Origin of the sequence: Stutzerimonas sp. S1 (genome assembly GCF_025966695.1) — a bacterium.
Classification (GTDB): domain Bacteria; phylum Pseudomonadota; class Gammaproteobacteria; order Pseudomonadales; family Pseudomonadaceae; genus Stutzerimonas.
On the sequence record NZ_JAOEIY010000007.1, the window covers coordinates 126,349 to 150,330 of the forward strand.

22 protein-coding genes are annotated in these 23,982 nt (G+C 64.9%); 7 read left to right on the top strand and 15 right to left on the bottom strand.

Annotation, left to right across the window (positions count from 1 at the left end):
• Positions 1 to 17: 17 nt before the first annotated feature.
• The 4 genes from N8H22_RS16445 to minC all read right to left on the bottom strand — a co-directional run bounded on the left by N8H22_RS16445 (position 18) and on the right by minC (position 2,601).
• Positions 18 to 653 (bottom strand): RluA family pseudouridine synthase, encoded by a 636-nt coding sequence (locus tag N8H22_RS16445; protein ID WP_264591582.1) that lies wholly within the window; start codon positions 651 to 653, stop codon positions 18 to 20.
• Between the two features lie 62 nt (positions 654 to 715).
• On the bottom strand, positions 716 to 973 hold the full coding sequence (gene minE / locus N8H22_RS16450) for a cell division topological specificity factor MinE (RefSeq protein WP_264591583.1): 258 nt from the start codon (positions 971 to 973) through the stop codon (positions 716 to 718).
• Positions 970 to 1,785, bottom strand: coding sequence for a septum site-determining protein MinD (gene minD / locus N8H22_RS16455; protein WP_264591584.1), 816 nt, complete (start codon positions 1,783 to 1,785; stop codon positions 970 to 972). The genes minE and minD overlap by 4 nt, the downstream gene beginning before the upstream one ends.
• A gap of 90 nt (positions 1,786 to 1,875) precedes the next feature.
• On the bottom strand, positions 1,876 to 2,601 hold the full coding sequence (gene minC, locus N8H22_RS16460) for a septum site-determining protein MinC (RefSeq protein ID WP_264591585.1): 726 nt from the start codon (positions 2,599 to 2,601) through the stop codon (positions 1,876 to 1,878).
• Positions 2,602 to 2,762: 161 nt separating this feature from the next.
• Between minC and N8H22_RS16465 the strand changes: the two genes are divergently transcribed.
• A complete protein-coding gene (locus tag N8H22_RS16465; protein ID WP_264591586.1) occupies positions 2,763 to 3,692 on the top strand; it encodes a lipid A biosynthesis lauroyl acyltransferase in 930 nt (309 codons plus the stop codon).
• 28 nt (positions 3,693 to 3,720) lie between these two features.
• On the opposite strand, the gene N8H22_RS16470 is transcribed toward N8H22_RS16465, so the two are convergent.
• Positions 3,721 to 4,491: a VacJ family lipoprotein gene (locus N8H22_RS16470; RefSeq protein WP_264591587.1), complete on the bottom strand. Its 771-nt coding sequence runs from the start codon at positions 4,489 to 4,491 to the stop codon at positions 3,721 to 3,723.
• Entirely contained in the window at positions 4,484 to 5,776 is a 1,293-nt protein-coding gene (locus tag N8H22_RS16475) for an alpha/beta hydrolase (protein ID WP_264591588.1), read from the bottom strand. Before N8H22_RS16475 ends, N8H22_RS16470 begins: the two co-directional genes overlap by 8 nt.
• Positions 5,777 to 6,261: 485 nt before the next feature.
• Here N8H22_RS16475 and N8H22_RS16480 point away from each other — a divergent pair, with 485 nt between their 5' ends.
• From N8H22_RS16480 to N8H22_RS16500, 5 genes are all read left to right on the top strand, one after another.
• Positions 6,262 to 6,576: a DUF485 domain-containing protein gene (locus N8H22_RS16480; protein ID WP_264591589.1), complete on the top strand. Its 315-nt coding sequence runs from the start codon at positions 6,262 to 6,264 to the stop codon at positions 6,574 to 6,576.
• Positions 6,576 to 8,231 (top strand): cation acetate symporter, encoded by a 1,656-nt coding sequence (locus tag N8H22_RS16485; RefSeq protein ID WP_264591590.1) that lies wholly within the window; start codon positions 6,576 to 6,578, stop codon positions 8,229 to 8,231. Before N8H22_RS16480 ends, N8H22_RS16485 begins: the two co-directional genes overlap by 1 nt.
• A gap of 189 nt (positions 8,232 to 8,420) precedes the next feature.
• On the top strand, positions 8,421 to 9,230 hold the full coding sequence (locus tag N8H22_RS16490) for an SDR family oxidoreductase (protein WP_264591591.1): 810 nt from the start codon (positions 8,421 to 8,423) through the stop codon (positions 9,228 to 9,230).
• 112 nt (positions 9,231 to 9,342) lie between these two features.
• Positions 9,343 to 10,464, top strand: a complete 1,122-nt coding sequence (locus tag N8H22_RS16495; RefSeq protein WP_264591592.1) for an MFS transporter — start codon at positions 9,343 to 9,345, stop codon at positions 10,462 to 10,464.
• Positions 10,465 to 10,574: 110 nt separating this feature from the next.
• Positions 10,575 to 11,003: a hypothetical protein gene (locus N8H22_RS16500; protein ID WP_264591593.1), complete on the top strand. Its 429-nt coding sequence runs from the start codon at positions 10,575 to 10,577 to the stop codon at positions 11,001 to 11,003.
• 15 nt (positions 11,004 to 11,018) lie between these two features.
• Here the strand turns inward: N8H22_RS16500 and N8H22_RS16505 are convergent, their stop codons facing one another.
• The 6 genes from N8H22_RS16505 to N8H22_RS16530 all read right to left on the bottom strand — a co-directional run bounded on the left by N8H22_RS16505 (position 11,019) and on the right by N8H22_RS16530 (position 20,072).
• Positions 11,019 to 11,246: a YheU family protein gene (locus tag N8H22_RS16505; RefSeq protein WP_264591594.1), complete on the bottom strand. Its 228-nt coding sequence runs from the start codon at positions 11,244 to 11,246 to the stop codon at positions 11,019 to 11,021.
• Between the two features lie 10 nt (positions 11,247 to 11,256).
• Positions 11,257 to 14,025, bottom strand: coding sequence for a hybrid sensor histidine kinase/response regulator (locus tag N8H22_RS16510; RefSeq protein ID WP_264591595.1), 2,769 nt, complete (start codon positions 14,023 to 14,025; stop codon positions 11,257 to 11,259).
• Positions 14,026 to 14,217: 192 nt separating this feature from the next.
• Positions 14,218 to 15,417: an osmoprotectant NAGGN system M42 family peptidase gene (locus tag N8H22_RS16515; RefSeq protein WP_264591596.1), complete on the bottom strand. Its 1,200-nt coding sequence runs from the start codon at positions 15,415 to 15,417 to the stop codon at positions 14,218 to 14,220.
• An 85-nt stretch (positions 15,418 to 15,502) separates the two neighbouring features.
• Positions 15,503 to 17,245, bottom strand: coding sequence for an N-acetylglutaminylglutamine synthetase (ngg, locus tag N8H22_RS16520; protein WP_264591597.1), 1,743 nt, complete (start codon positions 17,243 to 17,245; stop codon positions 15,503 to 15,505).
• 93 nt (positions 17,246 to 17,338) lie between these two features.
• The gene (locus N8H22_RS16525) at positions 17,339 to 19,111 is read right to left on the bottom strand and encodes an N-acetylglutaminylglutamine amidotransferase (protein WP_264591598.1); all 1,773 of its coding nucleotides are present in this window, start codon (positions 19,109 to 19,111) and stop codon (positions 17,339 to 17,341) included.
• Between the two features lie 106 nt (positions 19,112 to 19,217).
• A complete protein-coding gene (locus N8H22_RS16530) occupies positions 19,218 to 20,072 on the bottom strand; it encodes a LysR substrate-binding domain-containing protein (RefSeq protein ID WP_264591599.1) in 855 nt (284 codons plus the stop codon).
• A gap of 97 nt (positions 20,073 to 20,169) precedes the next feature.
• Here N8H22_RS16530 and N8H22_RS16535 point away from each other — a divergent pair, with 97 nt between their 5' ends.
• Positions 20,170 to 20,406, top strand: coding sequence for a DUF1127 domain-containing protein (locus N8H22_RS16535; RefSeq protein WP_264591600.1), 237 nt, complete (start codon positions 20,170 to 20,172; stop codon positions 20,404 to 20,406).
• A gap of 1 nt (position 20,407) precedes the next feature.
• On the opposite strand, the gene N8H22_RS16540 is transcribed toward N8H22_RS16535, so the two are convergent.
• The 3 genes from N8H22_RS16540 to mnmC all read right to left on the bottom strand — a co-directional run bounded on the left by N8H22_RS16540 (position 20,408) and on the right by mnmC (position 23,949).
• Positions 20,408 to 21,163 carry a sulfite exporter TauE/SafE family protein gene (locus tag N8H22_RS16540; protein WP_264591601.1) on the bottom strand — a complete coding sequence of 252 codons (756 nt, stop codon included), beginning with the start codon at positions 21,161 to 21,163 and terminating at the stop codon, positions 20,408 to 20,410.
• Between the two features lie 121 nt (positions 21,164 to 21,284).
• Positions 21,285 to 21,842 (bottom strand): DUF3365 domain-containing protein, encoded by a 558-nt coding sequence (locus N8H22_RS16545; RefSeq protein ID WP_264591602.1) that lies wholly within the window; start codon positions 21,840 to 21,842, stop codon positions 21,285 to 21,287.
• Positions 21,843 to 21,969: 127 nt separating this feature from the next.
• A complete protein-coding gene (mnmC, locus tag N8H22_RS16550) occupies positions 21,970 to 23,949 on the bottom strand; it encodes a bifunctional tRNA (5-methylaminomethyl-2-thiouridine)(34)-methyltransferase MnmD/FAD-dependent 5-carboxymethylaminomethyl-2-thiouridine(34) oxidoreductase MnmC (protein WP_264591603.1) in 1,980 nt (659 codons plus the stop codon).
• Positions 23,950 to 23,982 lie beyond the last annotated feature (33 nt).

Genomic DNA, 23,982 nt, shown 5'->3' on the forward strand with positions numbered 1-23,982 from the left:
GCGCAGCGAACGCATCCTTAAAACGGTGCCGGGCAGTTGAAGCGCAACCGTTCTCCGGTTTGCGGGTGGGTCAGGGTCAGCATGCTGGCGTGCAGGCACAGTCGCTCGTGGGCTTGCAAGGCTTGCTCGTGGGCGTAGAGCCGATCGCCGAGTAGCGGATGACCGATGGAAAGCATGTGCACACGCAGCTGGTGCGAGCGGCCGGTGATCGGCGTCAGCTCGACCCGGCAATAGTCGTCGCAGCGCTCGAGAATGCGCCAGAACGTCAGTGCGTGCTTGCCTAGTTGATGGTCCACCACGTGCCTGGGTTTGGTCGGCGGATCGTAGCGCAACGGCAGGTCGATGCTGCCGCTGTCCTGCTCCGGTTGACCCCAGCAGAGCGCGGTATAGGCCTTCTCGGTTTCGCGATCGTGGAACTGGCGCGACAGCTCGCGGTGGCTGTCGGCATCGCGGGCGAGCACGATCAGCCCCGATGTCTCCCAGTCCAGTCGGTGCACGATACGCGCTTCCGGGTAGCCGTTTTCCTGCAGGCGGGTGACCAGGCAGTCGCGGTTGTCCTCGGCACGACCGGGTACTGAGAGCAGCAGGGTCGGCTTGTTGATTACCAGCAGGGCGGCGTCCTGGTAAACGATCTGGATGTTGCGTAACGGCATGCGTTTTTCCACAAACGAAGACGGCGGCTCGAGAGCCGCCGTTTCTGGGCCACCGGAGTCGATCAACGATCCGGAAGGGTGATGTTCAGCTCGAGGATCGAGCAGCTGCCTTGATCCTCCAGTGCGACCTGAACCTGATCCTGATCGATGTTGACGTACTTGCGGATCACCTCGACCAGCTCTTTCTGCAGCGCCGGCAGGTAGTCCGGCTGAGCGCGCTGGCCACGCTCGTGCGCGACGATGATCTGCAGGCGCTCTTTCGCGATCGCGGCTGGGGTTTCCTTCTTCTTGCGTTCACGAAAGAAGTCCAAGAGGTTCATTCACGGCCTCCAAAAAGACGTTGCAGGAAGCCCGGCTTCTTCACGTCGAGGAAGCGATGGGCTACTTCCTTGCCGAGCAGGCGGTCGACGGCGTCACTGTAGGCCTGGCCAGCGTCGCTCTGATCATCGAGGATGACCGGGATACCCTGGTTGGACGCCTTGAGCACTGCCTGGGATTCCGGAATCACGCCGAGCAGGCGGATGGAGAGAATCTCCTCGACATCTTCGACGCCGAGCATCTCGCCCTTGTTGACGCGCTCGGGGTTGTAGCGGGTCAGCAGCAGGTGTTCCTTGATCGGCTCCTCGCCATTTTCGGCGCGGCGCGATTTGCTCGCCAGCAGGCCGAGCATTCGGTCGGAGTCGCGCACCGAGGACACCTCGGGGTTGGTCACCACGATGGCCTCGTCGGCGAAGTACATCGCCAGGTGCGCGCCCTTCTCGATACCGGCAGGGGAGTCGCAGATCACGTATTCGAAGTTCTGCGCCAACTCGTCGATGACCTTGCCGACACCTTCGAGGGTCAGGGCATCCTTGTCGCGGGTCTGGCTGGCGGCCAGGACGTAGAGATTCTCGAGACGCTTGTCCTTGATCAGGGCCTGCGTAAGAGTAGCGTCGCCGTTGATGACGTTTACGAAGTCATACACCACGCGCCGCTCGCAGCCCATGATCAGGTCCAGGTTGCGCAGGCCGACGTCGAAATCGACGATGGCGGTCTTGTGCCCGCGCAGAGCGAGGCCGGTACCGATGGCGGCGCTGGTGGTGGTCTTACCGACGCCACCCTTGCCGGAAGTGACTACGAGGATCTTGGCCAAGGTGATTCACCCTAAATATGGAAAGTCGGGCCCCTTGGCCTGAGCGGCTCATGGTGCCCGTTTGGTGCGGAAAATTCGCGGCAGTATCCGTTAAAGGCGGGTGATGTTCAACACGTCGCCGGCGAGCCGAATCTGCACCGCTTCGGCCCACAGGGGCTCGCGTCGCAGATCCTCGGCCACCTTGTACTGGCCCGCGATCGAGACCATCTCGGCCGCCAGCTGCTGACAGAAAATGCGGGCGTTCACGTCACCCTTGATGCCCGCCAGGGCGCGTCCGCGTAACGGACCGTACACATGGATGTTGCCATCGGCGAGAAGTTCCGCACCGGGGCTGACTGGCGCCAGTACGATCAGATCACCGCCCTGGGCATACACCTGTTGCCCTCCGCGAATCGGTGTGGTCACCACGCGGGTCGGGCGATAGACCGGTTCGGCTGGCTTGGCCGGGGTCTTGCTCGTCAGATCGACCTTGCGCTCGCGTGCGCCAGAGGGCGGCAGCACTGGGATGTCGAGTTGCTCGGCAGCGGCAATGTAGGCCTGCTGACCGGTGCGTACGGCGAGGGTACGCAGGCCGTGCTTGCGGCACAGCGCGATCAGTGCCTGGAGGTCGACTTCCAGGCCGCCCTCGGGCAGCTTGTCCAGCGCCAGTACCAGCGGCGTGTTGTTGAAGAAGTCCGGCGCCTGCTCGACCTTGGCCGCCAGCTGCTCGTCCAGGCAGTCGAGATCGTTGCGCACCAACTCCAGCACGGTGATGGCCAGCATGCTGCCCTTGAGCTGGAAGGCGGGGGATTGTTGCGGGGAGTCGGCTTGGCTCATGGTCTGCCTGCTGCGGTAAATGGCGAGGACTTATAGCGGGGCGCGCAGCGGCCTGCAACCCGCAGTTAAGGCCTGTTGCCGAGTTGCCGGTCTGCGCGTCGGTTCGGATTCCCAACGGTTTCTCGATAGAATGCGCGACTTCACCCGGTTTCGAGCTTTCCATGGAACGTCCTCACTTTCGCCTGTACTTCCTGCATCCGCGTTTCTGGCTGCTCTGGCTGGGGTTGGGAGTGCTCTGGCTGCTGGTGCAATTGCCTTACCCATTACTACTGCGGTTGGGGCGCGGGCTGGGGGCGTTGATGTATCGCGTGGCCGGGGCGCGGCGACGGATCGCGCAGCGCAATCTCGAGCTCTGCTTCCCTGAGCGCACCGCAGCGCAGCGCGAGGAGCTGCTGCGGGAGAACTTCGCATCCAACGGCATCGCCTTCTTCGAAATGGCGATGAGCTGGTGGTGGCCGCGCGCGCGCCTGCAGCGCCTGGCTCATATCGAGGGGCTGGAACACCTGCAGCGGGCCCAGGCGGAAGGGCAGGGCGTGATCCTCATGGCGCTGCATTTCACCACGCTGGAAATCGGCGCCGCGCTGCTGGGGCAGCGGCACACCATCGACGGCATGTATCGCGAGCACAAGAACCCGCTGTTCGATTTCGTGCAGCGCCGCGGGCGCGAACGCCACAATCGCGACGCCAGCGCGATCGAGCGCGAGGACGTGCGGGCGATGCTCAAGGTGCTGCGGGCCGGGCGGGCGATCTGGTACGCACCGGATCAGGACTACGGGCGCAAGCAGAGCCTGTTCGTACCGCTGTTCGGCATCAGCGCGGCCACCGTTACCGCCACCACCAAGTTCGCCCGCCTGGGCAAGGCTCGGGTGGTGCCGTTTACCCAGGAGCGTCTCGCCGATGGTTCCGGGTATCGACTGGTGATCCATCCGCCGTTGGAGGATTTTCCCGGCGAAAGCGAAGTGGCCGACTGCTTGCGCATCAATCAGTGGATCGAACAGGCTGTCAGCGCGAGGCCGGAGCAGTATCTGTGGGCGCACCGGCGTTTCAAGACGCGGCCGGCAGGCGAGCCTAGCCTCTATCGCAAGGCCTGAGCGCGCGCGCTCAAAGCGCCGCGCGTGCTCACTCTTCGATCAGCATGTTGCGGGCGCGGCTGTAGACGTAGCGTACTTTCTCGTATTCGAACGGTGAGTTGAGCTGTCCGTAACGGAAGTCGGTGGTGTAGCGCATATCCACCATGCGCAGCGCGGTCAGACCGAACTGGCCGCCGCTGGCCTCGGCATAGCCGAAATAGTCCACCTGCCGTTCGATCGTGAAGTCCGCTGCCAGGCCGGCGGTGTCGCGCAGGTTCGACGGACCGAGAGCCGGCAGGATCAGGTAAGGTCCACTCGGCACGCCGTAGTAGCCCAGGGTCTGGCCGAAGTCCTCCGGTTGGCGTTGCAGGCCCATGCGGGTCGCCGGGTCCCAGATGCCGGCGACACCGATGATGGTGTTGAACAGAAAGCGCGCCGTGGCATTCATTGCCCGCTCGCCCTTCAGCTGCAGCACGCTGTTGGCCAGGGTCGGCAGCTCGCCCAGATTGCTGAAGAAGTTGCTCACCCCGGTCCGCACCAGCCGCGGCGTCACGAAGACGTAGCCGCGCACCGCCGGCAACATCACCCATTGGTCTAGCCGGTAGTTGAAGTGATACATGCGGCGGTTGAACGATTCGAACGGGTCATACACGTCCAGCGCCTTGAACGTCGCACGCTCGAACTCGCGCTGATCCAGTCCCGGGTTGAACTCGAGGTCGCGCAGCGGGCGGGTGAAGCCGTCCTCGTCGACAGCCGGTGTCTCGCCCCAGACCAAGGAACTGGCCAGTAGCAGTGGCAGCAGTAGAAAAGACCTACCCACGGAAGAACTCCAGCATCTGTTCGGTGTTGACTCGATAGTTGAGGTTGCCGCAATGGCCGCCACGGGGGTAAAGCGTCAGGCGTTCGCCGAAGGTGCGGCGCAGGAAGCCGATATCGCCGGGGCCGAGAATCAGGTCGTCGGCATTGTGCATCACGGCGATCTTGCTGCTCTGGCGCAGATAGTCTTCGAGGGCGTAGAGGCTGACCTCCTGAATCATCTGCGCGAGGCTGCCGCCGTCGTACTGCGCGCGCCACATCGGAATCAGCTGTTCGGTGATGTAGCAGTCGAAGTTGCACAGCAACGCGCGCTTGAAGAACGGCTCCAGGCTGGTGCCCTCGTTGATCGGATACTTCGGTGGGATGATCAGGCCGCGGCGATTGATCAGGTCGGAGGTGAAGGTGATGTCTGCCGCAGCGAAGCGGAACACCGAGCCGATCAGCATCGCCATCTGCTCGTCGCTGAGCCGCAGCGACGACTGCTGGAAGTCGAAGAGCATGGCGTCATCGAAATCGATGTAGCCCTTGTGCCGGTAATAGCGGGTCAGCTTGGCCAGCACGACTTCATAGAAGGTGGTGTGATTGTCGATGCCTTCGACGCGGGTCTGCACCAGCTTGTCCAGGTTGCTGATCGAGGTATACAGGTTGACCGGCGGGTTGAGCAGCAGTACGCGCTTGAAGTCGAAACTATGCCGTGTCTCATCGAGCTGACTGACGAATGCTGCATGCAGTGCGCCAAGGCTATAGCCGACAAGGTGGAATTCGGTCACTGGCAGTTTGTGCTGTTGGGCGCGTACGGCCTGCATGACTCGGTAAAGGTCCTTGGCATCGTCCTGGCTGAGCCCGGGAGTAGCGTAGCGCGACGCGGCGGCCATGAAGTCGTAACTGGTGGGCGAGGAGAGCTGTACGACGTGATAGCCGGCGCCATAGAACAGCCGCTTAAGAGCCTCGGTCTTGCCGTTGCTGTAGTGCGCGCCAGTGCCGGAGAGGATGAAGATCAGCGGAGCCGGCCCGCTCTGGCGCGCCAGTCGATAGCCCAGCCGTTTGACTGGCCAGAAGTTGTCCGGCAGCGTGAACTCACGCTCCGGGCGCAGGCGCAGGCTGTAGTCGGCCTGGTCGATATCGTCGTCAGACGGCACCTCGGCTCGCAGCTCCAGCGGGGTGGTGGCGATGGTGGCCTCGAATGGATTGTCCAGCGGGAAGCCATATTCGGCGGCGGTGAGATCGGCGGCCTGCGCCGGGAGCACGGCGATGGCCAGCAGGGCGATCAGGTGCAACAGCTGCGGCATGAATAACTCTCCAGAAACGGGCCTGCGAGGCCAGCAAGTAATGCGTAGTCGAGCTGTGCAGCCCTTCCTTGCGCGTGTGTCCGCGGCTAGCCGTTTCGTACGGACACTGGCTCAGACAAGTGTGCGGTGAATTTGTTAGAGCATAACTGCTGGCAGTGTGCTGCATTGCGCCCGTGATGCGACTTTTGCTGCGGCTGTTGGTATACGCGCCGCATGAGCAGAATTCTCTTTGATCGGTCACGCGTGAGCCTTCCAACCGACCGGTGGAAGGCCGCCTTTCAGCGCTAAGCAGATTACGTTCCCGAAAGCCCAGAAACCGCGCGGAATATGGCTTACAGGATGTTTCAAGGGGCTGCGCGCCCTCTATCTCGCTAGTTTGCGCAAACCGCAGCCAGACTAAAGTCGGGTGGTAATGGCGAGCTTCGGCCCTAAAGTAGCCGCCTGGCCGCCACTGGGTGGTCCGAGATCGTGTGGAGACAATCCCAATGCACAATGAAAATGTTTACCGGCAGATCAATGCCGACCCACGTTTCCAAGAGCTGGTTGCCAAGCGCGGACGTTTCGCCTGGATCCTCGCTATCGTCATGCTGGCGGCCTACTTCGCCTTCATTCTGGTGGTTGCTTTCGATCCGCAACTGCTGGGCACGCCGCTGAGCTCCGGCTCCGTGACCACCTGGGGAATTCCAGCGGGTCTGGGTCTGATCTTCCTGTCCTTCGCTCTTACCGGAGTCTACGTGCAACGCGCCAACGGCGAGTTCGACCGCATGACCCAGGAAATCCTCAAAGAGGCCCAGAAGTAATGTTCGCTCGTGCTCTGATGGCTGCCGCACTTCTGGCAGCATCCCCGGCGCTGTTCGCCGACGCCCTGACTGGCGAAGTCCAGAAGCAGGCGACCAACTGGACCGCAATCAGCATGTTCGTGGTTTTCATCATCTTCACGATGGGGATCACCAAGTGGGCGGCCAAGCGTAATACCTCCACCGCCGATTACTACACCGCCGGCGGCAGCATCACCGGCTTCCAGAACGGTCTGGCGATCGCTGGCGACTTCATGTCCGCCGCCTCGTTCCTCGGTATTTCCGCGCTGGTGTTCACCAGCGGTTACGACGGCCTGATCTACTCGATCGGCTTCCTCGTTGGTTGGCCGATCATCCTGTTCCTGATGGCCGAACGCCTGCGCAACCTGGGCAAGTTCACCTTCTCCGACGTGGCGTCCTACCGCCTTGGTCAGACCCAGATCCGCATTCTGTCGGCCTTCGGTTCGCTGATCGTGGTCGCCTTCTACCTGATCGCGCAGATGGTCGGTGCCGGCAAGCTGATCCAGCTGCTGTTCGGTCTGGACTACCTCGTGGCCGTGGTGATGGTCGGTGTGCTGATGGTGATGTACGTGATGTTCGGCGGCATGCTGGCGACCACCTGGGTGCAGATCATCAAGGCCGTGCTGCTGCTCTCCGGCGCCACCTTCATGGCGGTCATGGTGATGTACAACGTCGGTTTCGATTTCAGCCGTCTGTTCGCCGAAGCAGTTGCCCTGCATCCCAAGGAGCAGGCCATCATGAGCCCGGGCGGCCTGGTGTCCGATCCCATCTCCGCGATCTCACTGGGTCTGGCGCTGATGTTCGGTACCGCCGGTCTGCCGCACATCCTGATGCGCTTCTTCACCGTGGGTGACGCCAAGGAAGCACGCAAGAGCGTGTTCTATGCGACCGGCTTCATCGGCTACTTCTACATCCTGACCTTCATCATCGGCTTCGGCGCGATCCTGCTGGTCAGCACCAATCCGGAGTTCAAGGACGCTGCGGGCGCCATCGTCGGTGGCACCAACATGGTAGCGATCCATCTGGCCAAGGCCGTGGGCGGCAACTTCTTCCTCGGCTTCATCTCCGCCGTGGCCTTCGCCACCATCCTCGCGGTGGTTGCCGGTCTGGCGCTGGCCGGTGCTTCGGCTGTGGCCCATGACCTTTATGCCTGCGTGATCAAGAAGGGCAAGGCCAAGGAAGAGGACGAGATGAAGGTCACCAAGCGCACCACTCTGGCGCTGGGTGTGCTGGCCATCCTGCTGGGTATCGCCTTCGAGAAGCAGAACATCGCCTTCATGGTGGGTCTGGCCTTCTCCGTGGCGGCGAGCTGCAACTTCCCGATCCTGTTCCTCTCCATGTACTGGAAGAACCTGACCACCCGCGGCGCCCTGATCGGCGGTGCGATGGGTCTGATCACCGCGTTGCTGCTGACCATCCTCAGCCCCACCGTGTGGGTCGACGTGCTGCACTTCGAGCAGGCGATCTTCCCGTACAAGTACCCGGCGCTGTTTGCCATGCTCGCGTCCTTCTTCGGTCTGTGGTTCTTCTCGATCACCGACAAGTCGAAGGCTGCTTCCGAAGAGCGCGCGCGCTTCTTCCCGCAGTTCGTGCGTTCGCAGACCGGTCTGGGTGCGACTGGTGCAGTCGCTCACTGACAGCGGATGCTGATGTGAGGAAGGGCAGCCTGCGGGCTGCCCTTTTTTGTGCAGCGTGAAAATCCGTATGCCTGCCTGTCGCGCCGACGCAGCGGTTTGCCATCGTCATTCAGCGCCCTGATGGATGCCGGGCGGCCGCCGGCCTTTCGCTAGACTCGCTGCCACTACCGGAACAACAGAGGCAGCAAGATGAATCACAACCGCATGATGATCACTGGGGCAGGCTCCGGGCTGGGCCGCGAGATCGCGCTGCGCTGGGCGCGCGATGGCTGGCAGCTGGCGCTGTCCGATGTCAACGAGACGGGGCTGGCGGAAACCCTGCAGCTGGTCCGCGCAGCCGGCGGTGACGGCTTCACCCAGCGCTGCGACGTGCGCGATTACAGCCAGTTGATTGCGCTCGCGCAGGCTTGTGAGGAAAAACTCGGCGGCATCGACGTCGTGGTGAACAACGCCGGGGTGGCCTCGGGCGGCTTCTTCGACGAGTTGTCGCTGGAGGACTGGGACTGGCAGATCGCGATCAACCTGATGGGTGTGGTCAAGGGCTGCAAGGCCTTCCTGCCGCTGGTGCAGAAGAGTCGCGGCAAGATCATCAATATCGCCTCCATGGCCGCGCTCATGCAGGCGCCGGGCATGAGCAACTACAACGTGGCCAAGGCCGGTGTCGTGGCGCTGTCGGAGAGCCTGCTGGTGGAGCTGCGCCAGCAGGAGATTGGCGTGCACGTGGTCTGCCCGTCGTTCTTCCAGACCAATCTGCTTGACTCCTTCCGCGGCCCGACGCCGAACATGAAGGAGCAGGTGGCCAAACTGCTGGCCGGTTCGCCGATCACGGCCACCGATATCGCCGAGTACATCCACCAGGAGGTCGCCAAGGGCACCTTCATGATCCTGCCGCACGAGGAAGGGCGGATGGCCTGGAAGGTGAAGCAGCAGAACCCGCAGGCGATCTATGACGAGATGGCGATGCTCGCCGAAAAGAAACGCAGCAAGGGCAAAAGCTGACCGAATGGTCGGTCAAGCTTGTCGGCGTACCGGCGCACGGGTAGGGTTGCCGGTCCGGCGCTTGCCCTGACTGGTTGGTCTCGTTGTGCAAATCCCCTCACGTTGGTTGTTGATGACGGCGCTGGTGCTGGCCGCCATCAACCTGCGGCCTGGTATCACCTCGTTCGCGCCGCTGATCGAGCGGATCGCCGTCGAATTGCAGCTCAGCCGCGGGGTGATCAGCCTGACCACCGCGCTGCCGGTGCTGCTGATGGGGCTGCTGGCGCCGCTGGCACCGCGTCTGGCGCTACGCTTCGGACTGGAGCGCAGCATCGCGCTGTGCCTCGGGCTGATCGCCCTGGCGCTGCTGCTGCGTCTGTTCGGTGAGCAGGCGCCACTGCTGATTCTCACCGCCGGCCTGGTGGGTGCTGGCATAGCGCTGGCCGGGCCGTTGCTGTCCGGCTTCATCAAGCGCCACTTTCTCGAGCGGATCGGCCAGACGGCGGCGTGGTATTCGCTGAGCATGGCGGTTGGCGGCACCCTAGGGGTGGTGTTGACGGCACCGGCAACTGAACTGTTCGAGCAGCGTTGGACCTGGGGGCTGGCGCTGTGGGCGTTGCCTGCATTTGCCGCGCTGGCGCTCTGGTGGCGCCTGCCGAGTCCGCCGGAAACAGCCCCGGAGCAACGGGCGGGGCTGCCGTGGCGTGAACCGCGCGCCTGGCTGATCAGCCTGTATTTCGCTCTGCAGGCGGGCCTGTTCTATGCGCTGGCGACCTGGCTGGTAGCGCGTTATCACGAGGCTGGATTCAGCCTGCTGCACAGCAACGGCTTCTTCAGCGGCTTCATGCTGATCGGCCTGCCGAGCGCCTTCGTCGCGCCCTGGCTGGCGCAGCGTTTCGGTCGGCGACACCTGCTGATGGCCGGCTGCGGTGTGCTGGCGACACTCTGCCTGGCCATCATCGCACTGGTGCCGCAGTGGCAGCCGCTGTTGGTCTGCATGCTACTCGGTGTTGCGCTCAACGCGACTTTCTCGCTGGCGATGGTGTTGCCGATGTACGAGGCGCACACGCCGCTGGCGGTCAGTCGGCTCACGGCGATGATGCTCTGCACCGGATACAGCCTGGCCTGTCTGACGCCGGTACTGGCCGGGCTGGGACGTGATCTGGCCGGTGACTACCGCTTGCCGTTCCTGGTGCTGGCTGCTATGGCTGCGGCCATGTCGCTGCTGGCGACGCGCCTGGGCCCGCGGCGCTAGGCACGTCGGCTGTGCGCGGTTTCAACTCCTGGCACGGTGCGGGTGACCGCCTCGACGCTCTGTGCTAGAAAGCTCGCCGTCTCTCTAGCCCGCTGCATCGGAGTAATCGCGTGGAGTCCGAATCCATCGTCTATGGCTGCATCCGTGATTGGCCGTCGACTGATCCCGAGCAATGCCTGCGGCGCCGCGCAAGCAACCGCAAGGTGCTGCGGGCGCTGCCGCAGGGCGAAGCCTGGCCGTTCATCGGCCGCGAGATGTTCTCTTATTGCAGCGAAGCAGAGCAGGGCCTGTACCAGACCCAGGTGATCCACTTCGGCGCCAGCTATCGGGCGGTGGAATACGAGTGGGCGCTGTGGGTCCAGCATTTCGAGGCGCTGCTCAAACAGCTTTACTGGAGCAGTGCGGTAGTCCACCTGGAAACCGAACTCAGCGGCGCCCACACCTTTCGCTGGGAAACCGAAACCGGCACCCACAGTCCGCAGCAGAGCGATCTGCGCCTGCGCTGCGCCTGGGAGCGCGAAAGCTCACTGTTCAGCTGAGTTCGGTCTGCGTAGTCAGTCGAGCCATTGGCGCGGCACTTCGTGCCGCAACGCCAGCTGACACTGCTGGCTGTCGGCATCGAACACGATCACCGCTTCGCCTTTGTCCAGCGCCCGGCGCACCCGTTCGACGCGGGTCGCCAGCGGTGTCTCGTCACCATTGTCGGTACCGTCGCGGGTGACGAAGTCCTCGATGAGGCGGGTGAGGGTGTCCGGTTCGAGCAGGTCGTGGGGGATGAGCATTGCGGTCGGGTCAGAGGCTGCGATCCGGCGATTCTACCGGGGCGGGGCGCTCGTCGTGCAGATAGCTGTCGAGGCAGGCGTACAGCTGCTGACTCTCCAGCGGTTTGCCGATGAACTCGTCCATGCCGGCCGCGGCGCCCTGCTGACGATGGTCGGCGAGCACGTGGGCGGTGACGGCGATGATCGGCACCGCCGGCCAGCGCCACTCGGCCTCCAAGGTGCGGATCTGGCGGCTGGCTTCGAAACCGTCGACTTCGGGCATCTCGCAGTCCATCAGGATCAGGCGGATCGAGCGCGGGTCGCGGCGGTAGATATCCACTGCCTGGCGGCCGTTATCGGCGAGCTGCACGGCATAACCACGCTTTTTCAGCAGGCCGCTGACCACCATCTGGTTCACCGGATTGTCTTCGGCGACCAGAATGCACGGCGCGCCGGCGGCCCGGTCGCCGTGAGGCCGCGTGTCCGCGGCTGCGGGTGCGTCCTGGTACAACGCCAGCAGCGCATCGCGTAGCGACGCGCTCTGCAGTGGCAGCGGCAGGCTGGCCAGGCGCAGGGACGGCATGGCCGGCGGATGCTCGTGGAGCGGCGGATAGAGCAGCAGCACGCGTTGGTTGTTTTCCAGTTGCGGCATCAGTTGTTCCAGCCACTGGCTCGGGGTGCCTGGCCAGGGCGCCAGCAGCACCAGCAGGGGCGGTGCGGTGAAATCGCTCAGATAGTCGATCAGCCGCTCCGGGTCCAGACAGCGTTCGGTGCGCATGCCCCAGCGTCGCAGCAGCTGGCCGAGGGCGTCCAGCGCATTGCCGTCGAGCGAGGCGAGCAGCGCCGGGCGTCCTGCCAGCAGAACGATCATCGGATCGTCATCCTGGTCGGTGGCCCGCAGCGGGATTTCGAAGCTGAAGCGGCTGCCGCGCCCCGGCGTACTCTGTACCTCGATACGTCCCTGCATCATCTCCACCAGCTCTTTGCTGATCGCCAGCCCCAGGCCGCTGCCGCCATAGCGGCGGGTGGTACTGGAGTCGCCTTGAGAGAAGGATTCAAACAGGTGCGCGAGCACTTCTGCGCGCATGCCGATGCCACTGTCGCTGACGCAGAACAGCAGGCGTGGCGTGTCGTCCGCACCCTGGGTGCAGGCGACTTCCAGGCGCACGTATCCCTGCTCGGTGAATTTCAGCGCATTGCTCAGCAGGTTCATGAGGATCTGCTTGAGCCGAGTCGGATCGCCGTGCACTCGGCGTGGCACGTGGGGTTCGAGGCCGACGTGCAGACTCAGCTGCTTCTCCAGCGCCTGCGCGGTGAACAGGCTGATGGTTTCGGAGATCAGCGCCTCGAGGTCGAACTCTATGTCCTCCAGGCTGAGCTTGCCCGAGCCGATGCGGGCGTAGTCGAGGATGTCGTTGATCACCGTCATCAGGGAGTTGCCGGAACTGGTGATGGTGTCCAGATAGAAGCGCTGGTTGCGATCCAGCGGCGTCTCGCGCAGCAGTTGCAACATGCCTAGCACACCGTTTAGCGGCGTGCGGATCTCGTGACTCATCTTGGCGAGGAAACGGCTCTTGGCCTCGTTTTCGCTGTGCGCCTGTTCGGCGGCCTGGCGGGAGCGGAAGCCTTCCTCCTTGAGTCGGTTGATGCGATCGGCCAGCCCCAGTGACAGGGTGATCAGCTCGAAGGACACGGCGGCCTTGACCACCGAGGCGCCATACAGCCCGAGCAGCTCGAAACCCAGCGAGCCGGCTGTGACGATGACGAAGGACGCCAGCAGTACGCCCCAGGCGAGGGTGTAGTAGAGCCCGTAGCGAACACCGTGGCGCCAGACGAAGGCGCCGGTCGCCAGCAGACCGATGGAGGTGATGATCACTGTGATGCTGGCGAGGATGCTCCAGACATGCATGCTCAGCACTGCGCAGGAAGCGAAGCTGGCGAGCGCCGCCAGCAGGGCCAGACGCAACCCGCGGTCCAGTCGTGGGAAGTGTTCGCGGGTATGCAGGAAGTGTCGGCTGAACTGGATCGCCACCAGGCAGTGGCTGAACATCAGTGCGTACACGCCGACCGACGATAGCGCGCCGTTGTCGGCCAGCCATTTGACCAGCATGCCGTCGAACGCGAGGGCGAACAGACCAACATTGAGGTTGTAGATCAGGTACCAGAAATAGGCCGGTTCGCGCAGCGAGGCGAACAGGAACAGGTTGTAGCAGAACATCGCGAACAGCACGCCGTAGAACGCCCCGCTGAACCCGAGCAGTTCCTCCTGAGCGGCGGCGCTGGCGGCGTAACTGCTGAAGTACAGCGGCACGTAGAGCGTGCTGCTGGTTTTCAGGCGCAACAGCAGCGTCGTGTCGCCGGCTGCCAGCTCGACCGGGAACCAGAAGTCGGCGACCTTTACCGGCCGCTGGCTGAACGGATAACTGTCACCCGATAGCTGGCGACTCAGGCTGCCGTCCGGGTGGCGCAGGTAGAGTTCGATGTGGTCGAGCAGCGGATAGTTGATCTCGATGAAACCGCCGAGCGCTTCGGCCAGACGGTTGTCCAGTTGCACCCGCAACCACCAGGTCGAATCGTTCTTGCCCTTGTTGACGTGGCGGCCGGTCAGGCGCTGAAAGCGCTCTTCCGGCAGCGTAAGCACCTCGTCGACGCTCAATTCGCCGTTCGGGTCTTCCAGATAATAGGTGTGGCTACCGAGCGCCTGGCGCGCGTCGGTCGATTCCAGCGCGGCAGGCACGAATGCCCAGGCCTGGGCCGACAGGCAGTAGAGCAGAATCGCCAGGCAGAGACGCGGCAACATGGTCGGGTTCCGGGAGCAGTGCAGCAGAAAAAGCTGAAAGGCGGTCAACAGGTCGGGGAGCGTTTCTGGGTTCCTTCCCCAAAGGCCCTGGCTCGGGCCATCCATTGTGCCGCGCGGTTGCGGCGCTATCTTTGCCTAGGTACAACGCGGGCGGCAACCCTGGCTTCGCCGAAGCTGGGAAGCCGTCACGCGTCATTGCGCGCGCTCGTCGGCATTGCGTCCGATCAGCGAGTCCACCGCCGGTACGCGGGTATCGTTCTCCATCTGCGCATCGTGTTCCAACTGATGACTGAAGCGCTCCAGTGAATCCTCGGTGTGCTGAGCGTCGCTGGCGAATACTGGCGGGCTCAGCATATAGCCGCACAGCAGGCGACTCAGCGCCGCGAGGCTGTCGATGTGGGTGCGTTCGTAGCCGTGGGTGGCGTCGCAGCCGAAGGCCAGCAGCGCGGTGCGGATATCGTGGCCGGCCTCGATCGCCGACTGGGCGTCGCTGTGGTAGTAGCGGAACAGGTCGCGGCGTACCGGGATCTCGTGTTCACCGGCCAGCTTGAGCAGGTGGCGCGAGAGGTGGAAGTCATAGGGGCCACCGGAGTCCTGCATGGCCACGGTCACCGCGTGTTCGCTCGATGCCTGGCCCTTGGCTGCCGGTGCGATGTCGATGCCGACGAATTCGCTGACGTCCCAGGGCAGGGCGCCGGCGGCGCCGGAGCCGGTTTCTTCGGTGATGGTGAACAGCGGGTGGCAGTCGATCGGGGGTTCGCGGCCGCTCTCGACGATTGCCTTGAGGGCAGCGAGCAGGGCGGCGACGCCGGCCTTGTCATCCAGATGGCGCGCGCTGATGTAGCCGCTCTCGGTGAATTCGGGCATCGGATCGAAGGCGACGAAATCGCCAATGTTGACCCCCAGCGCGCAGGTTTCGTTGTGGCTGTAGGTGTAGGCATCGAGGCGCAGTTCGACATGGTCCCAGCTCACCGGCGCTTCATCCACCGCCGTGTTGAAGGCATGTCCGGAGGCCAGCAACGGCAGCACGCTGCCACGGATCACGCCGGTATCGGTGAAGACGCTGACCCGGCTGCCTTCGGCGAAGCGGCTCGACCAGCATCCCACCGGTGCCAGCCCTAGGCGCCCACTGGGGTGGATTTCGCGAACGATCGCGCCGATGGTGTCGAGATGTGCCGCCACCGCACGATCCGGGCTGTAGCGGCGGCCCTTGAGGGTGGCGCGGATGGTGCCGCGGCGGGTCAGCTCGAAGGGGATGCCGATCTCCTTCAGGCGTTCGGCGACGTAGCGCACGATGGTGTCGGTGAAGCCGGTGGGGCTGGGAATGGCGAGCATTTCCAGCAGCACCCGCTGCAGGTAGTTGAGGTCGGGTTCAGGCATTTTCGCAGTCATGAATGCTCCCGTCGGTGGCCGCTTGCGGCCGGGTGGATGCCGGAGCCGTGCCAGACCCGAGGCCGGCGGGCGGCGTGGGGTCGGTTCAGCCGGCGTTCTGGCTGAGCGGGAAAAGCAGGTCGATGAAACGCTCGGCGGTCGGCTGCGGCTGATGATTGGCCAGCCCGACCCGCTCGTTGGCCTCGATGAACACGTAGTCCGCCGAATCCGCAGCAGACACCAGCAGATCCAGCCCCACCACCGGAATGTCCAGCGCCCGGGCGGCGCGCACGGCGGCCTCCGCCAGTTCCGGATGCAGCTGCGCGGTGACATCTTCCAGCGTGCCACCGGTGTGCAGGTTGGCGGTACGGCGCACCGCCAGCCGCATGCCCTGTTCCAGCACGCTGTCGAACTCGAGTCCGGCGTCGCGCACGCAGCGCAGGGTTTCGTCATCCAGCGGAATCCGGCTTTCGCCGCCGGTAGCCGCCTGGCGCCGGCGGCTCTGCGCTTCGATCAGCGCGCCGATGCTGTTGCGCCCGTCGCCGATCACCTCGGCCGGGCGGCGGATCGCGGCGGCCACGACCTCGTAGCCGATGACCACGATGCGCAGGTCCAGGCCGGGATGGAAGCTTTCCAGCAGCACCCGGCTGTCGAACTGACGGGCGCGGCGGATCGCCTCTTCCACGTCCTCGGCGCTGCGCAGGTCGACGGCCACGCCCTGGCCTTGCTCGCCATCCACGGGCTTGACGACCACGCTGCCATGCTCGGCGAGGAAAGCGGCGTTGTCGGCGGCGTTGCCGGCCAACTGCTGGGCTGGCAGGCGGATGCCGGCGCGGGCGAGGGTGCGGTGGGTCAGTTGCTTGTCCTGGCAGAGGGTCATGCTCACGGCGGAGGTGAGGTCCGACAGCGATTCGCGACAACGGACCCGCCGGCCGCCCTGGGTGAGGGTGAACAGCCCGGCTTCGGCATCGTCGATGACAATCTCGATGCCGCGTCGGCGGGCTTCGTCGACGATGATCCGTGCGTAGGGGTTGAGCGTGGCTTCGGGGCCGGGGCCAAGAAACAGCGGCTGGTTGAAGCTGTTCTTGCGCTTGACGGTGAAGGTCGGAAGGTCGCGAAAACCGAGTTTGGCGTACAGCGCCTTCGCCTGCTGGTTGTCGTGCAGTACCGAGAGATCGAGATAGGCCAGCCCGCGGCTCATGAAATGTTCGATCAGATGGCGTACCAGCGCTTCGCCCACACCGGGTCGCGGGCAACTGGGGGAAACTGCCAGGCACCAGAGGCTCGAGCCGTGTTCCGGATCGTTGAAAGCCTTGTGATGGTCGATGCCCATCACACTGCCGATGATCTGTCCGGAGCTTTCGTCCTCGGCAATCCAGTACACCGGGCCGCCTTCCTCGCGCGGCGTGCAGCGTTCCGGGTCCACCGGCATCATGCCGCGCGACTGGTAGAGGCCGTTGATCGCCTGCCAGTCGGCATCGTTTTGCGCACGTCGTACGCCGAAGCCGCGCACGCTCTTGCGCGCCGGGCGGTAGTCGGTGAACCAGATGCGCAGCGTATCCGAGGGGTCGAGGAACAGCTGCTGCGGTGCATGCGCGAGCACCTGGTGTGGCGCGGCGACATACAGCGCGATGTCGCGCTCGCCGGCCTGTTCGTTGAGCAGGTCGGCCGCCAGCCGCGCCGGGTCGGCATAGGTGTGCCCGATGAGGATGCGTCCCCAGCCGCAATTCAGCGTGACTGGCCCGCTCGGCTCGCTCTGCCCGTCCTCGGCGAAGCGTGCCTGCAGACGCTGGTAAGTCGGAGATTGCCCGCGCAACAGGCGCTGACCATAGGCTTGAGACTTCTGCATGGTGCGTTCCTTGAGGCGTTGGTCACGACCCTGGCGGCGCAGCGAGGCGCCGACCCGATTGCCGCGTGCCGGTGCGGCGGGTCGTGAGCGTTCTTAGAGGCCCTGTTCGCTCAACCAAAGGTTGACCGCCGCCAGTTGCCAGAGTTTTGAGCCGCGTAGCGGTGTGAGCTGGCCGTCCGGGTCGGCCAGCAGCCGTTCGATCGCCTCGGGGCGGTAGAGTCCGCGATCCTGGCTGGGGTCGAGCAGCAGCTCGCGCACCCAGTGCAGTGTTTCGCCCTGCAGGTGCTTGAGCCCCGGCACGGGGAAATAGCCCTTGGGCCGATCGATTACCGCCGCCGGAATAACCCGACGCGCGGCTTCCTTGAGCACATACTTGCCACCCTCGGGGAGCTTGTAGCGGGCCGGAATGCGCGCCGATAGCTCGGCCACCCGGTAGTCGAGGAACGGCGTGCGCGCCTCCAGCCCCCAGGCCATGGTCATGTTGTCCACCCGCTTGACCGGGTCGTCGACCAGCATCACCGTGCTGTCGATGCGGAGCGCCTTGTCCACCGCGGCGTCGGCGCCGGGCTCAGCGAAGTGCTGGCGGACGAAGTCGGCGGAGAAGTCACCCTGCAGCCAGCGCTCCTGCATCAGCGCGCGATATTCGTCGTAGTCGCGATCGCGGAAGGCAGTGAGATAGGCCGCCACCGGATCGGCAGCGCCGTCCACCTGTGGATACCAGTGGTAGCCGGCGAATAGTTCGTCAGCGCCCTGGCCGCTCTGCACCACCTTGCAATGCCTGGCCACTTCCCGCGAGAGCAGGTAGAAGGCGATGCAGTCGTGGCTGACCATCGGCTCGCTCATGGCCCGGAAGGCCGCCGGCAGCCGTTCGAGGATTTCCTTTTCCTGGATGCGCAGCTGGTGATGGCGGGTGTTGTAATGCCGGGCGATCAGGTCCGAGTACTTGAATTCGTCGCCGCGCTCACCGCCGGCATCCTGGAAGCCGATGGAAAAGGTCAGCAGGTTGTCGCCGACGCCCGCTTCGCGTAGCAGGCCGACCAGCAGGCTGGAGTCGACGCCGCCGGAGAGCAGTACCCCGACGTCCACCGCAGCGCGCTGCCGAATGGCCACGGCCTCGCGCAGGGTGTCGAGGGTGCGTTGCTGCCAGTCCTCGAAGCTGTAGTCCTGCTCGTCCTCGCGCGCGCCGTACTCCAGTTGCCACCAGCGCTGCCGGGTGGTGACGCCCTGAGCGTCGATGCGCATCCAGCTGGCCGGCGGCAGTTTCTCGATGCCGGCGATGAGGGTGTCCGGTGCGGGCACCACGGCATGGAAACTCATGTAGTGGTTGAGCGCCACGGGATTCAGCTCGCCGGCGATATCGCCACCCTGCAGCAGCGCCGGCAGCGTGGAGGCGAAGCGCAGGCGCTGCCCGGTACGCGACAGGTACAGCGGTTTGACGCCGAGACGGTCGCGGGCGATGAACAGTTGCTGGCTGTCGCGCTCCCAGATGGCGAAGGCGAACATGCCGTTGAGGCGCGGCAGCAGCGCCTCGCGCCAGGCGTGAAAGCCCTTGAGCAGTACCTCGGTGTCGCCGTCGGAAAAGAAGCGATAACCCAGGCCTTCCAGTTCGGCGCGCAGCTCCGGGTAGTTGTAGATGGCGCCGTTGAAGACCATCGACAGGCCAAGCGCCGAGTCGATCATCGGCTGCCCGGACGCCTCGCACAGATCCATGATCTTCAGGCGTCGGTGGCCGAGGGCCAGCGGGCCCTGGCTATGGAAGCCGCATGCGTCCGGGCCGCGCGCGGTCAGGTGTTGGGTGATGCGTTCAATCGCGGCCAGATCGGCCGGTTGGTTATCGAAACGAAGTTCTCCAGCTATGCCACACATAAGTTCCTTACCGGTTGGTGCCGTTGGGGTGTGTGACTGGCGGGTCTCCCGTGAAGTTCAGGTTTTTTGCCCGATAGCTCGGTGCACGCGCAGTCGCCGCGCGTTTCTACAAGCGGAAACCTTCGACGATATAGTCGGCCAGTGTCTCGCTCACCGGCGACTGGCTGCGCGGGTTGCGCAGCAGCACGATGCTGCATTGCGGCAGGGCAGGCAGGCCCTCGGCCTCGCCAAGGATGCGCAGCTCCGGCGCGATCAGACTGTGCAGCTGGGCCGTCACGGCCAACCCGGCGCCGACCAGTGCCATGATCGCCGCCAGGCTGGGGCTGGTATAGGCGATGCGATAGTCGATGTCCGCTGCATCCAGCGCATTGCATACCCAGGCGCGGCAGAAGCAGCCGTTGTTGAACATCGCTAGCGGGATCGGCCGCTGCTGGTGCAGGTCGAAACCGGCAGCCTCGGCCCAGACGAAGCGCTCCTGGCGTAGCAACTGGCCGATCTCGGTGCCGGGCTCGCGCGTGACGATCGTCAGGTCGAGATCCTGACGCTGCAGCAGCTGGCTGGAGGGTTCGCAGTGCAGCTCGACCTGCACCAGCGGGTAGGCCTGGGCGAATCGGGCAAGGATGCCGGGCAGGAAGCGCATCACGTAGTCATCCGGCGTACCGATGCGTACCGCGCCGACCATGTGCGGCTGGCGCAGCGTGGTCATCACCTCACCATGCAGTTTGAGGATGCGCCGCGCATAGCCGAGCAGTACCTGCCCTTCGGCCGTCAGGCGTACCTGCCGGCCGCTTCGTTCGAACAGCGGTCGTTGCAGCACGTCCTCTTCCAGCCGCTTCATCTGCATGCTGATGGCCGACTGGGTGCGGTTGACCGCATCCGCCGCGCGGGTGAAACCGCCGTGATCGGCGATGGCGACGAAACTGCGCAGCAGTTCGGTATCGATGCCGGGGTAGCTGGCCAATCATCAATCTCCAAGATGGGTTGCATCAAGACTATTCGTTGGATTGATCGTAGCGCCGGCAAGACACTGACGCCATCCCGAAATGGAGGGCCAGACCATGAATCTTCAGCACAACGATCTGCATCTGCTGCGTCTGCCGGTAACGCGTCACGCGGGCTGGCTTGCGCTGTTGCGCGACGGCTGGCGGCAGCTGCGGCGCTGGCGTGAGCTGGCGCGTCAGCGTCGGCAGCTGGCGTCGCTGAGCGATGCGACGCTCAAGGACATCGGCTACAGCAGGGCGGATATCGAGCAGGAAGCCGCGAGGCCGTTCTGGGATGATCCGCTGCGCCGCTGAGTCAGTGCCCGAGCAACAGTTTCTGTACACCCAGCGACAGGCTGACGGCTACCAGCATCAGTGCGAACAGCCGTTGCAGCACGCTGCTGTTGAGGTACTGCGCGAGGCGGTTGCCAGCGAGCACACCGCAGGCGCCGCCGGTGGCCAGTCCGCCGAGCAGGGCCAGCGGTGGCTGTGCATCGCTGAGGTAGAGGAAGAAGCCGCCACCGCTGACCAGGGCGATCACCGCCATCGAAGTGGCCATCGCGCTCAGCAGTGACAGTGGCGTGAACCAGAGCAGCGCCGGGACGACGAGAAAGCCGCCGCCCACGCCCATTAACCCGGAGAGCAGACCGACCCCGAGGCCGATTGCGACCAGTGCGCCGTGCCGTACTTCGGCATTTTCCCGCGCCGGTAGGCTGGCTCCGCGCCACATGCGCCACGCGGACCAGAGCACCAGCAGGCAGAACGCGATGATTAGCGCCTTTTCCGCAATGAACTCGCCAAGCCACTGGCCGGCGGCATTGCCCGGCAGGCCACAGATGGCCAGCAGTAATACCGGCTTCCATGCGACCTGGCGCTGAAATGCACGGGGGATCGCACCGATCAGCGCCGACATCGCGACGGCGCCGAGGCTGACGCCGATGGCGTCGCGCAGCGGCAGATGCAGGCTGAGCAGCAAAGGCAGGGCGACCAGCGAGCCGCCGGCGCCGGTCAGGCCGAGCAACAGGCCGAGCACCAGGCCGATGCCGAGTGCTTCGAGCAGCAATGCTTCCATCAGCGCCGGCCGGGGCCCGAGAGAGACGGTTGGATTGCGCTGGCGCAGGGGTTGCTCATCTGGTGCTCCGGTGGCAAGGCGGGTCGAGGCGGTGATGCTACCCGATCCGCCTTGCCGCCGCTCAGCGCTCCAGTTGCTTGCGCAGACTGAAGGCGCCGCGCAGGTCGCCTTCCTTGAAGCCGCGCGCCTGATCCTCGGGATAGTGCTGGTCGAGAAGGCTGAGCAGTTCCGGCTTGATGTTCGGGCCGTGGCAGCCCAAGCAGGCTTCGCCGGTGCCGATCGCCTGCATGTAGCGGTACTCGTTGTTCACGACTTCACCATGACGGAGCTGATCCAGCGGCTCGCCTGCCGCGGCGCGCTGGGCGAACTGTTCGAGTACCTGGCGCTCCCAGGCATCCGGGGCATTGTCCGGATTGCGGACCTTGAGCGCGGTTCGGCCCACCTGCCACGGCGCCTTGCTGTGCTGCTCGGCGATGCCCGGGGCGAGCAGGTTGCAGGCTTCCACGGCCTTGCGTGGGCCACCCTCGGCGACGGCCTGTTTGACCGTGCCGAGCAACTGCTGTTGAAAGGGCGGAATCAATGCGGCCGCTTCGCTTTGCAGCTGCGCCGTGTCGACCGCCGGAGCGGCGTGCAGGCCGAGTGAGAACAGGCTCAGAAGCATCAGGGAATGGCTTTTCATCGGGCTCTCCAACAGGTGGTCACTATAGTGGGGGGAGTATCGTTCGATGGTCTGAAGAGCGCAAGATGCGCGGCATTGCCGCAGCCGGCTGTGCATGGTCGTCCGCCGCGCGACCGGCAGTCTTCGCTCAGCCGCCGCGGACGAGCTTGCGTAGCAGGAAGCGATTGGGGTGGCAGGCTTCGGCCACTTCCCGCGGCAGCGGCAGCGGTTCGCCATTCAGCCAGGCCGCCAGCAGTTCTCCCGACAGTAACGTGGTGATCATCCCGCGCGAGCCGTGTGCCGTATTGACATACAGACCGTCCAGCCAAGGGCAGGGAGCATCCGGTGTTCGCCGGGCGTTCTTGCCCAGCTCGGCATAGGTGCTGGCGAAACCTTCGGCGTCGGCCAACGGACCGACCAGCGGCAGGTAGTCCGGGCTGGTGCAGCGCATCGCCACGCGCCCGGCAAGGCTGGCGGCGGTGCTCGGATCGGCCTGCAGGCGTTGGTAGAGATCGGTCGAGACGCCGGCGAGCTGTTCAAGGTTGGACAGATGTTCGGCTTCGCTCGGCGCGGCGTCGGTCTGCTGGAAGTTGAAGCTGGCACCCAGGGTGTGCACACCGTTACGTGCGGGCGCGACATAGCCTTTGGCGCACAGCACGGTGCGCAGCTGGGCGCTGGCCTCGGTGGCCGGCAGGCAGGTGATCTGCCCGCGGATGCGCTTGAGCGGCAGCCAGTCGCACTGGCTGAAGGCTGCCGCATCGGCGGCGCCGGCGAGCACCACCACGGGCGCCTCGACCAGCACTTGGCCGGCGCAGAGTGCCTGCCACTGTTCGCCATCGCGCTGCAGTTCGAGCACGTCGCGATGGCGTAGCAATTCGATGTTCGGTTGCGCCAGCAGCCAGCGGCAGACCGCAGGCGGGTGGGCCCAGCCAGCGTCCGGATAGAACAGGCCGCCGGCCGGCAGCGCCACACCGGCGAGCTGTTCGGCGTCGCGCTGCGCGAGCGCGTGCACCAGATCGGCAGGGAAGGCCGCCGCCAGCTCTTCCTGGCGCTCGCGTTCGCTGTCGTCATAGGCGATCTGCAGTACGCCGCAGGCATCCCAGTCCTGACCCTGTTGCAGATGACGCAGCAGCCGGCGGGTGTAGCCGAAACCACTGACCACCAGTCGCGACAGCGCCGTGCCGTGCGCTGACAGCTTGAGATAGAGCACGCCCTGCGGGTTGCCGGATCCTTCTTCGGCGGGCGCCGCGTGGCGCTCCAGGACCGTAACATGCCATCCGCGTGCCGCCAGGCTGGCGGCACTGGCGCAGCCGGCGAGCCCGGCGCCGATGACCAGCGCGCGGCGCTGTCGCGGCTGGAAGTCCGGGCGTGCATACCAGGGCTTCGACGTGATCGCCGGCGTGCCGATAAAGCGCCCACGCAGGATTTCGCGCTTATGGCCGAAGCCCGGTACGCGCTGCATGTCGAAGCCGGCCTCGCCCAGGCCGCGGCGGACGAAGCCGGCACTGGTGAAGGTGCCGAGCGTCGCGCCCGGGGCCGAGAGGCGGGCCAGCTCGGCGAACAGCGAGGGTTGCCACATGCCCGGGTTCTTCGCTGGGGCGAAGCCATCGAGGAACCAGGCGTCGACCCGTGCGTCCAGGCTCGGCAGGCAATCCTGCACATCGCCGACCAGCAGCGTCAGCACTACCCGGCCGCCGGCGAAGACCAGCTGCTGGAAGCCCGGGTGAATCGCCAGATATTGCTCCAGCAGTTGCTCTGCCTGCGTATGCAGCTGCGGCCATAGCGCCAGCGCCCGCGCGAGGTCGGCACGGGTCAGCGGATGTTTCTCGACGCTGACGAAATGCAGGCGTGCGCCGGAGGGCGCGACCTCGTCGAACAGCTGCCAGGCACAGAGGAAGTTCAGACCAGTGCCGAAGCCGGTTTCGCCGATCACCAGATGTCGGTCGGCGGCAAGCTCGGCGAAGCGGCGCTGCAGATCGTTCTGCGCGAGAAACACGTGCTGCGTTTCCGCCAGCCCCGAAGCGCGGGAGAAGTACACGTCACCATAGTGACGTGATTGCGGCTGACCGTTGTCGTCCCAGTCGAGTTCGGCGTGCTGGAAGTCGGGCGTTGCGGGGCGATCTGACATCTAGGAGGTCCTACGCGGGCGCGATGGGTGGAG

What these genes read in the sequence shown, in the direction of transcription:
- N8H22_RS16510 (WP_264591595.1), bottom strand. Translation starts at nt 14,025, where the DNA reads ATGTTGCCGCGTCTCTGCCTGGCGATTCTGCTCTACTGCCTGTCGGCC.
- N8H22_RS16540 (WP_264591601.1), bottom strand. Translation starts at nt 21,163, where the DNA reads ATGGAAGCATTGCTGCTCGAAGCACTCGGCATCGGCCTGGTGCTCGGC.
- N8H22_RS16545 (WP_264591602.1), bottom strand. Translation starts at nt 21,842, where the DNA reads ATGAAAAGCCATTCCCTGATGCTTCTGAGCCTGTTCTCACTCGGCCTG.
- N8H22_RS16495 (WP_264591592.1), top strand. Translation starts at nt 9,343, where the DNA reads ATGACGGCGCTGGTGCTGGCCGCCATCAACCTGCGGCCTGGTATCACC.
- N8H22_RS16535 (WP_264591600.1), top strand. Translation starts at nt 20,170, where the DNA reads ATGAATCTTCAGCACAACGATCTGCATCTGCTGCGTCTGCCGGTAACG.
- N8H22_RS16515 (WP_264591596.1), bottom strand. Translation starts at nt 15,417, where the DNA reads ATGACTGCGAAAATGCCTGAACCCGACCTCAACTACCTGCAGCGGGTG.
- minE (WP_264591583.1), bottom strand. Translation starts at nt 973, where the DNA reads ATGAACCTCTTGGACTTCTTTCGTGAACGCAAGAAGAAGGAAACCCCA.
- ngg (WP_264591597.1), bottom strand. Translation starts at nt 17,245, where the DNA reads ATGCAGAAGTCTCAAGCCTATGGTCAGCGCCTGTTGCGCGGGCAATCT.
- mnmC (WP_264591603.1), bottom strand. Translation starts at nt 23,949, where the DNA reads ATGTCAGATCGCCCCGCAACGCCCGACTTCCAGCACGCCGAACTCGAC.
- N8H22_RS16480 (WP_264591589.1), top strand. Translation starts at nt 6,262, where the DNA reads ATGCACAATGAAAATGTTTACCGGCAGATCAATGCCGACCCACGTTTC.
- N8H22_RS16475 (WP_264591588.1), bottom strand. Translation starts at nt 5,776, where the DNA reads ATGCCGCAGCTGTTGCACCTGATCGCCCTGCTGGCCATCGCCGTGCTC.
- N8H22_RS16505 (WP_264591594.1), bottom strand. Translation starts at nt 11,246, where the DNA reads ATGCTCATCCCCCACGACCTGCTCGAACCGGACACCCTCACCCGCCTC.
- minC (WP_264591585.1), bottom strand. Translation starts at nt 2,601, where the DNA reads ATGAGCCAAGCCGACTCCCCGCAACAATCCCCCGCCTTCCAGCTCAAG.
- N8H22_RS16490 (WP_264591591.1), top strand. Translation starts at nt 8,421, where the DNA reads ATGAATCACAACCGCATGATGATCACTGGGGCAGGCTCCGGGCTGGGC.
- N8H22_RS16445 (WP_264591582.1), bottom strand. Translation starts at nt 653, where the DNA reads ATGCCGTTACGCAACATCCAGATCGTTTACCAGGACGCCGCCCTGCTG.
- N8H22_RS16465 (WP_264591586.1), top strand. Translation starts at nt 2,763, where the DNA reads ATGGAACGTCCTCACTTTCGCCTGTACTTCCTGCATCCGCGTTTCTGG.
- N8H22_RS16485 (WP_264591590.1), top strand. Translation starts at nt 6,576, where the DNA reads ATGTTCGCTCGTGCTCTGATGGCTGCCGCACTTCTGGCAGCATCCCCG.
- N8H22_RS16525 (WP_264591598.1), bottom strand. Translation starts at nt 19,111, where the DNA reads ATGTGTGGCATAGCTGGAGAACTTCGTTTCGATAACCAACCGGCCGAT.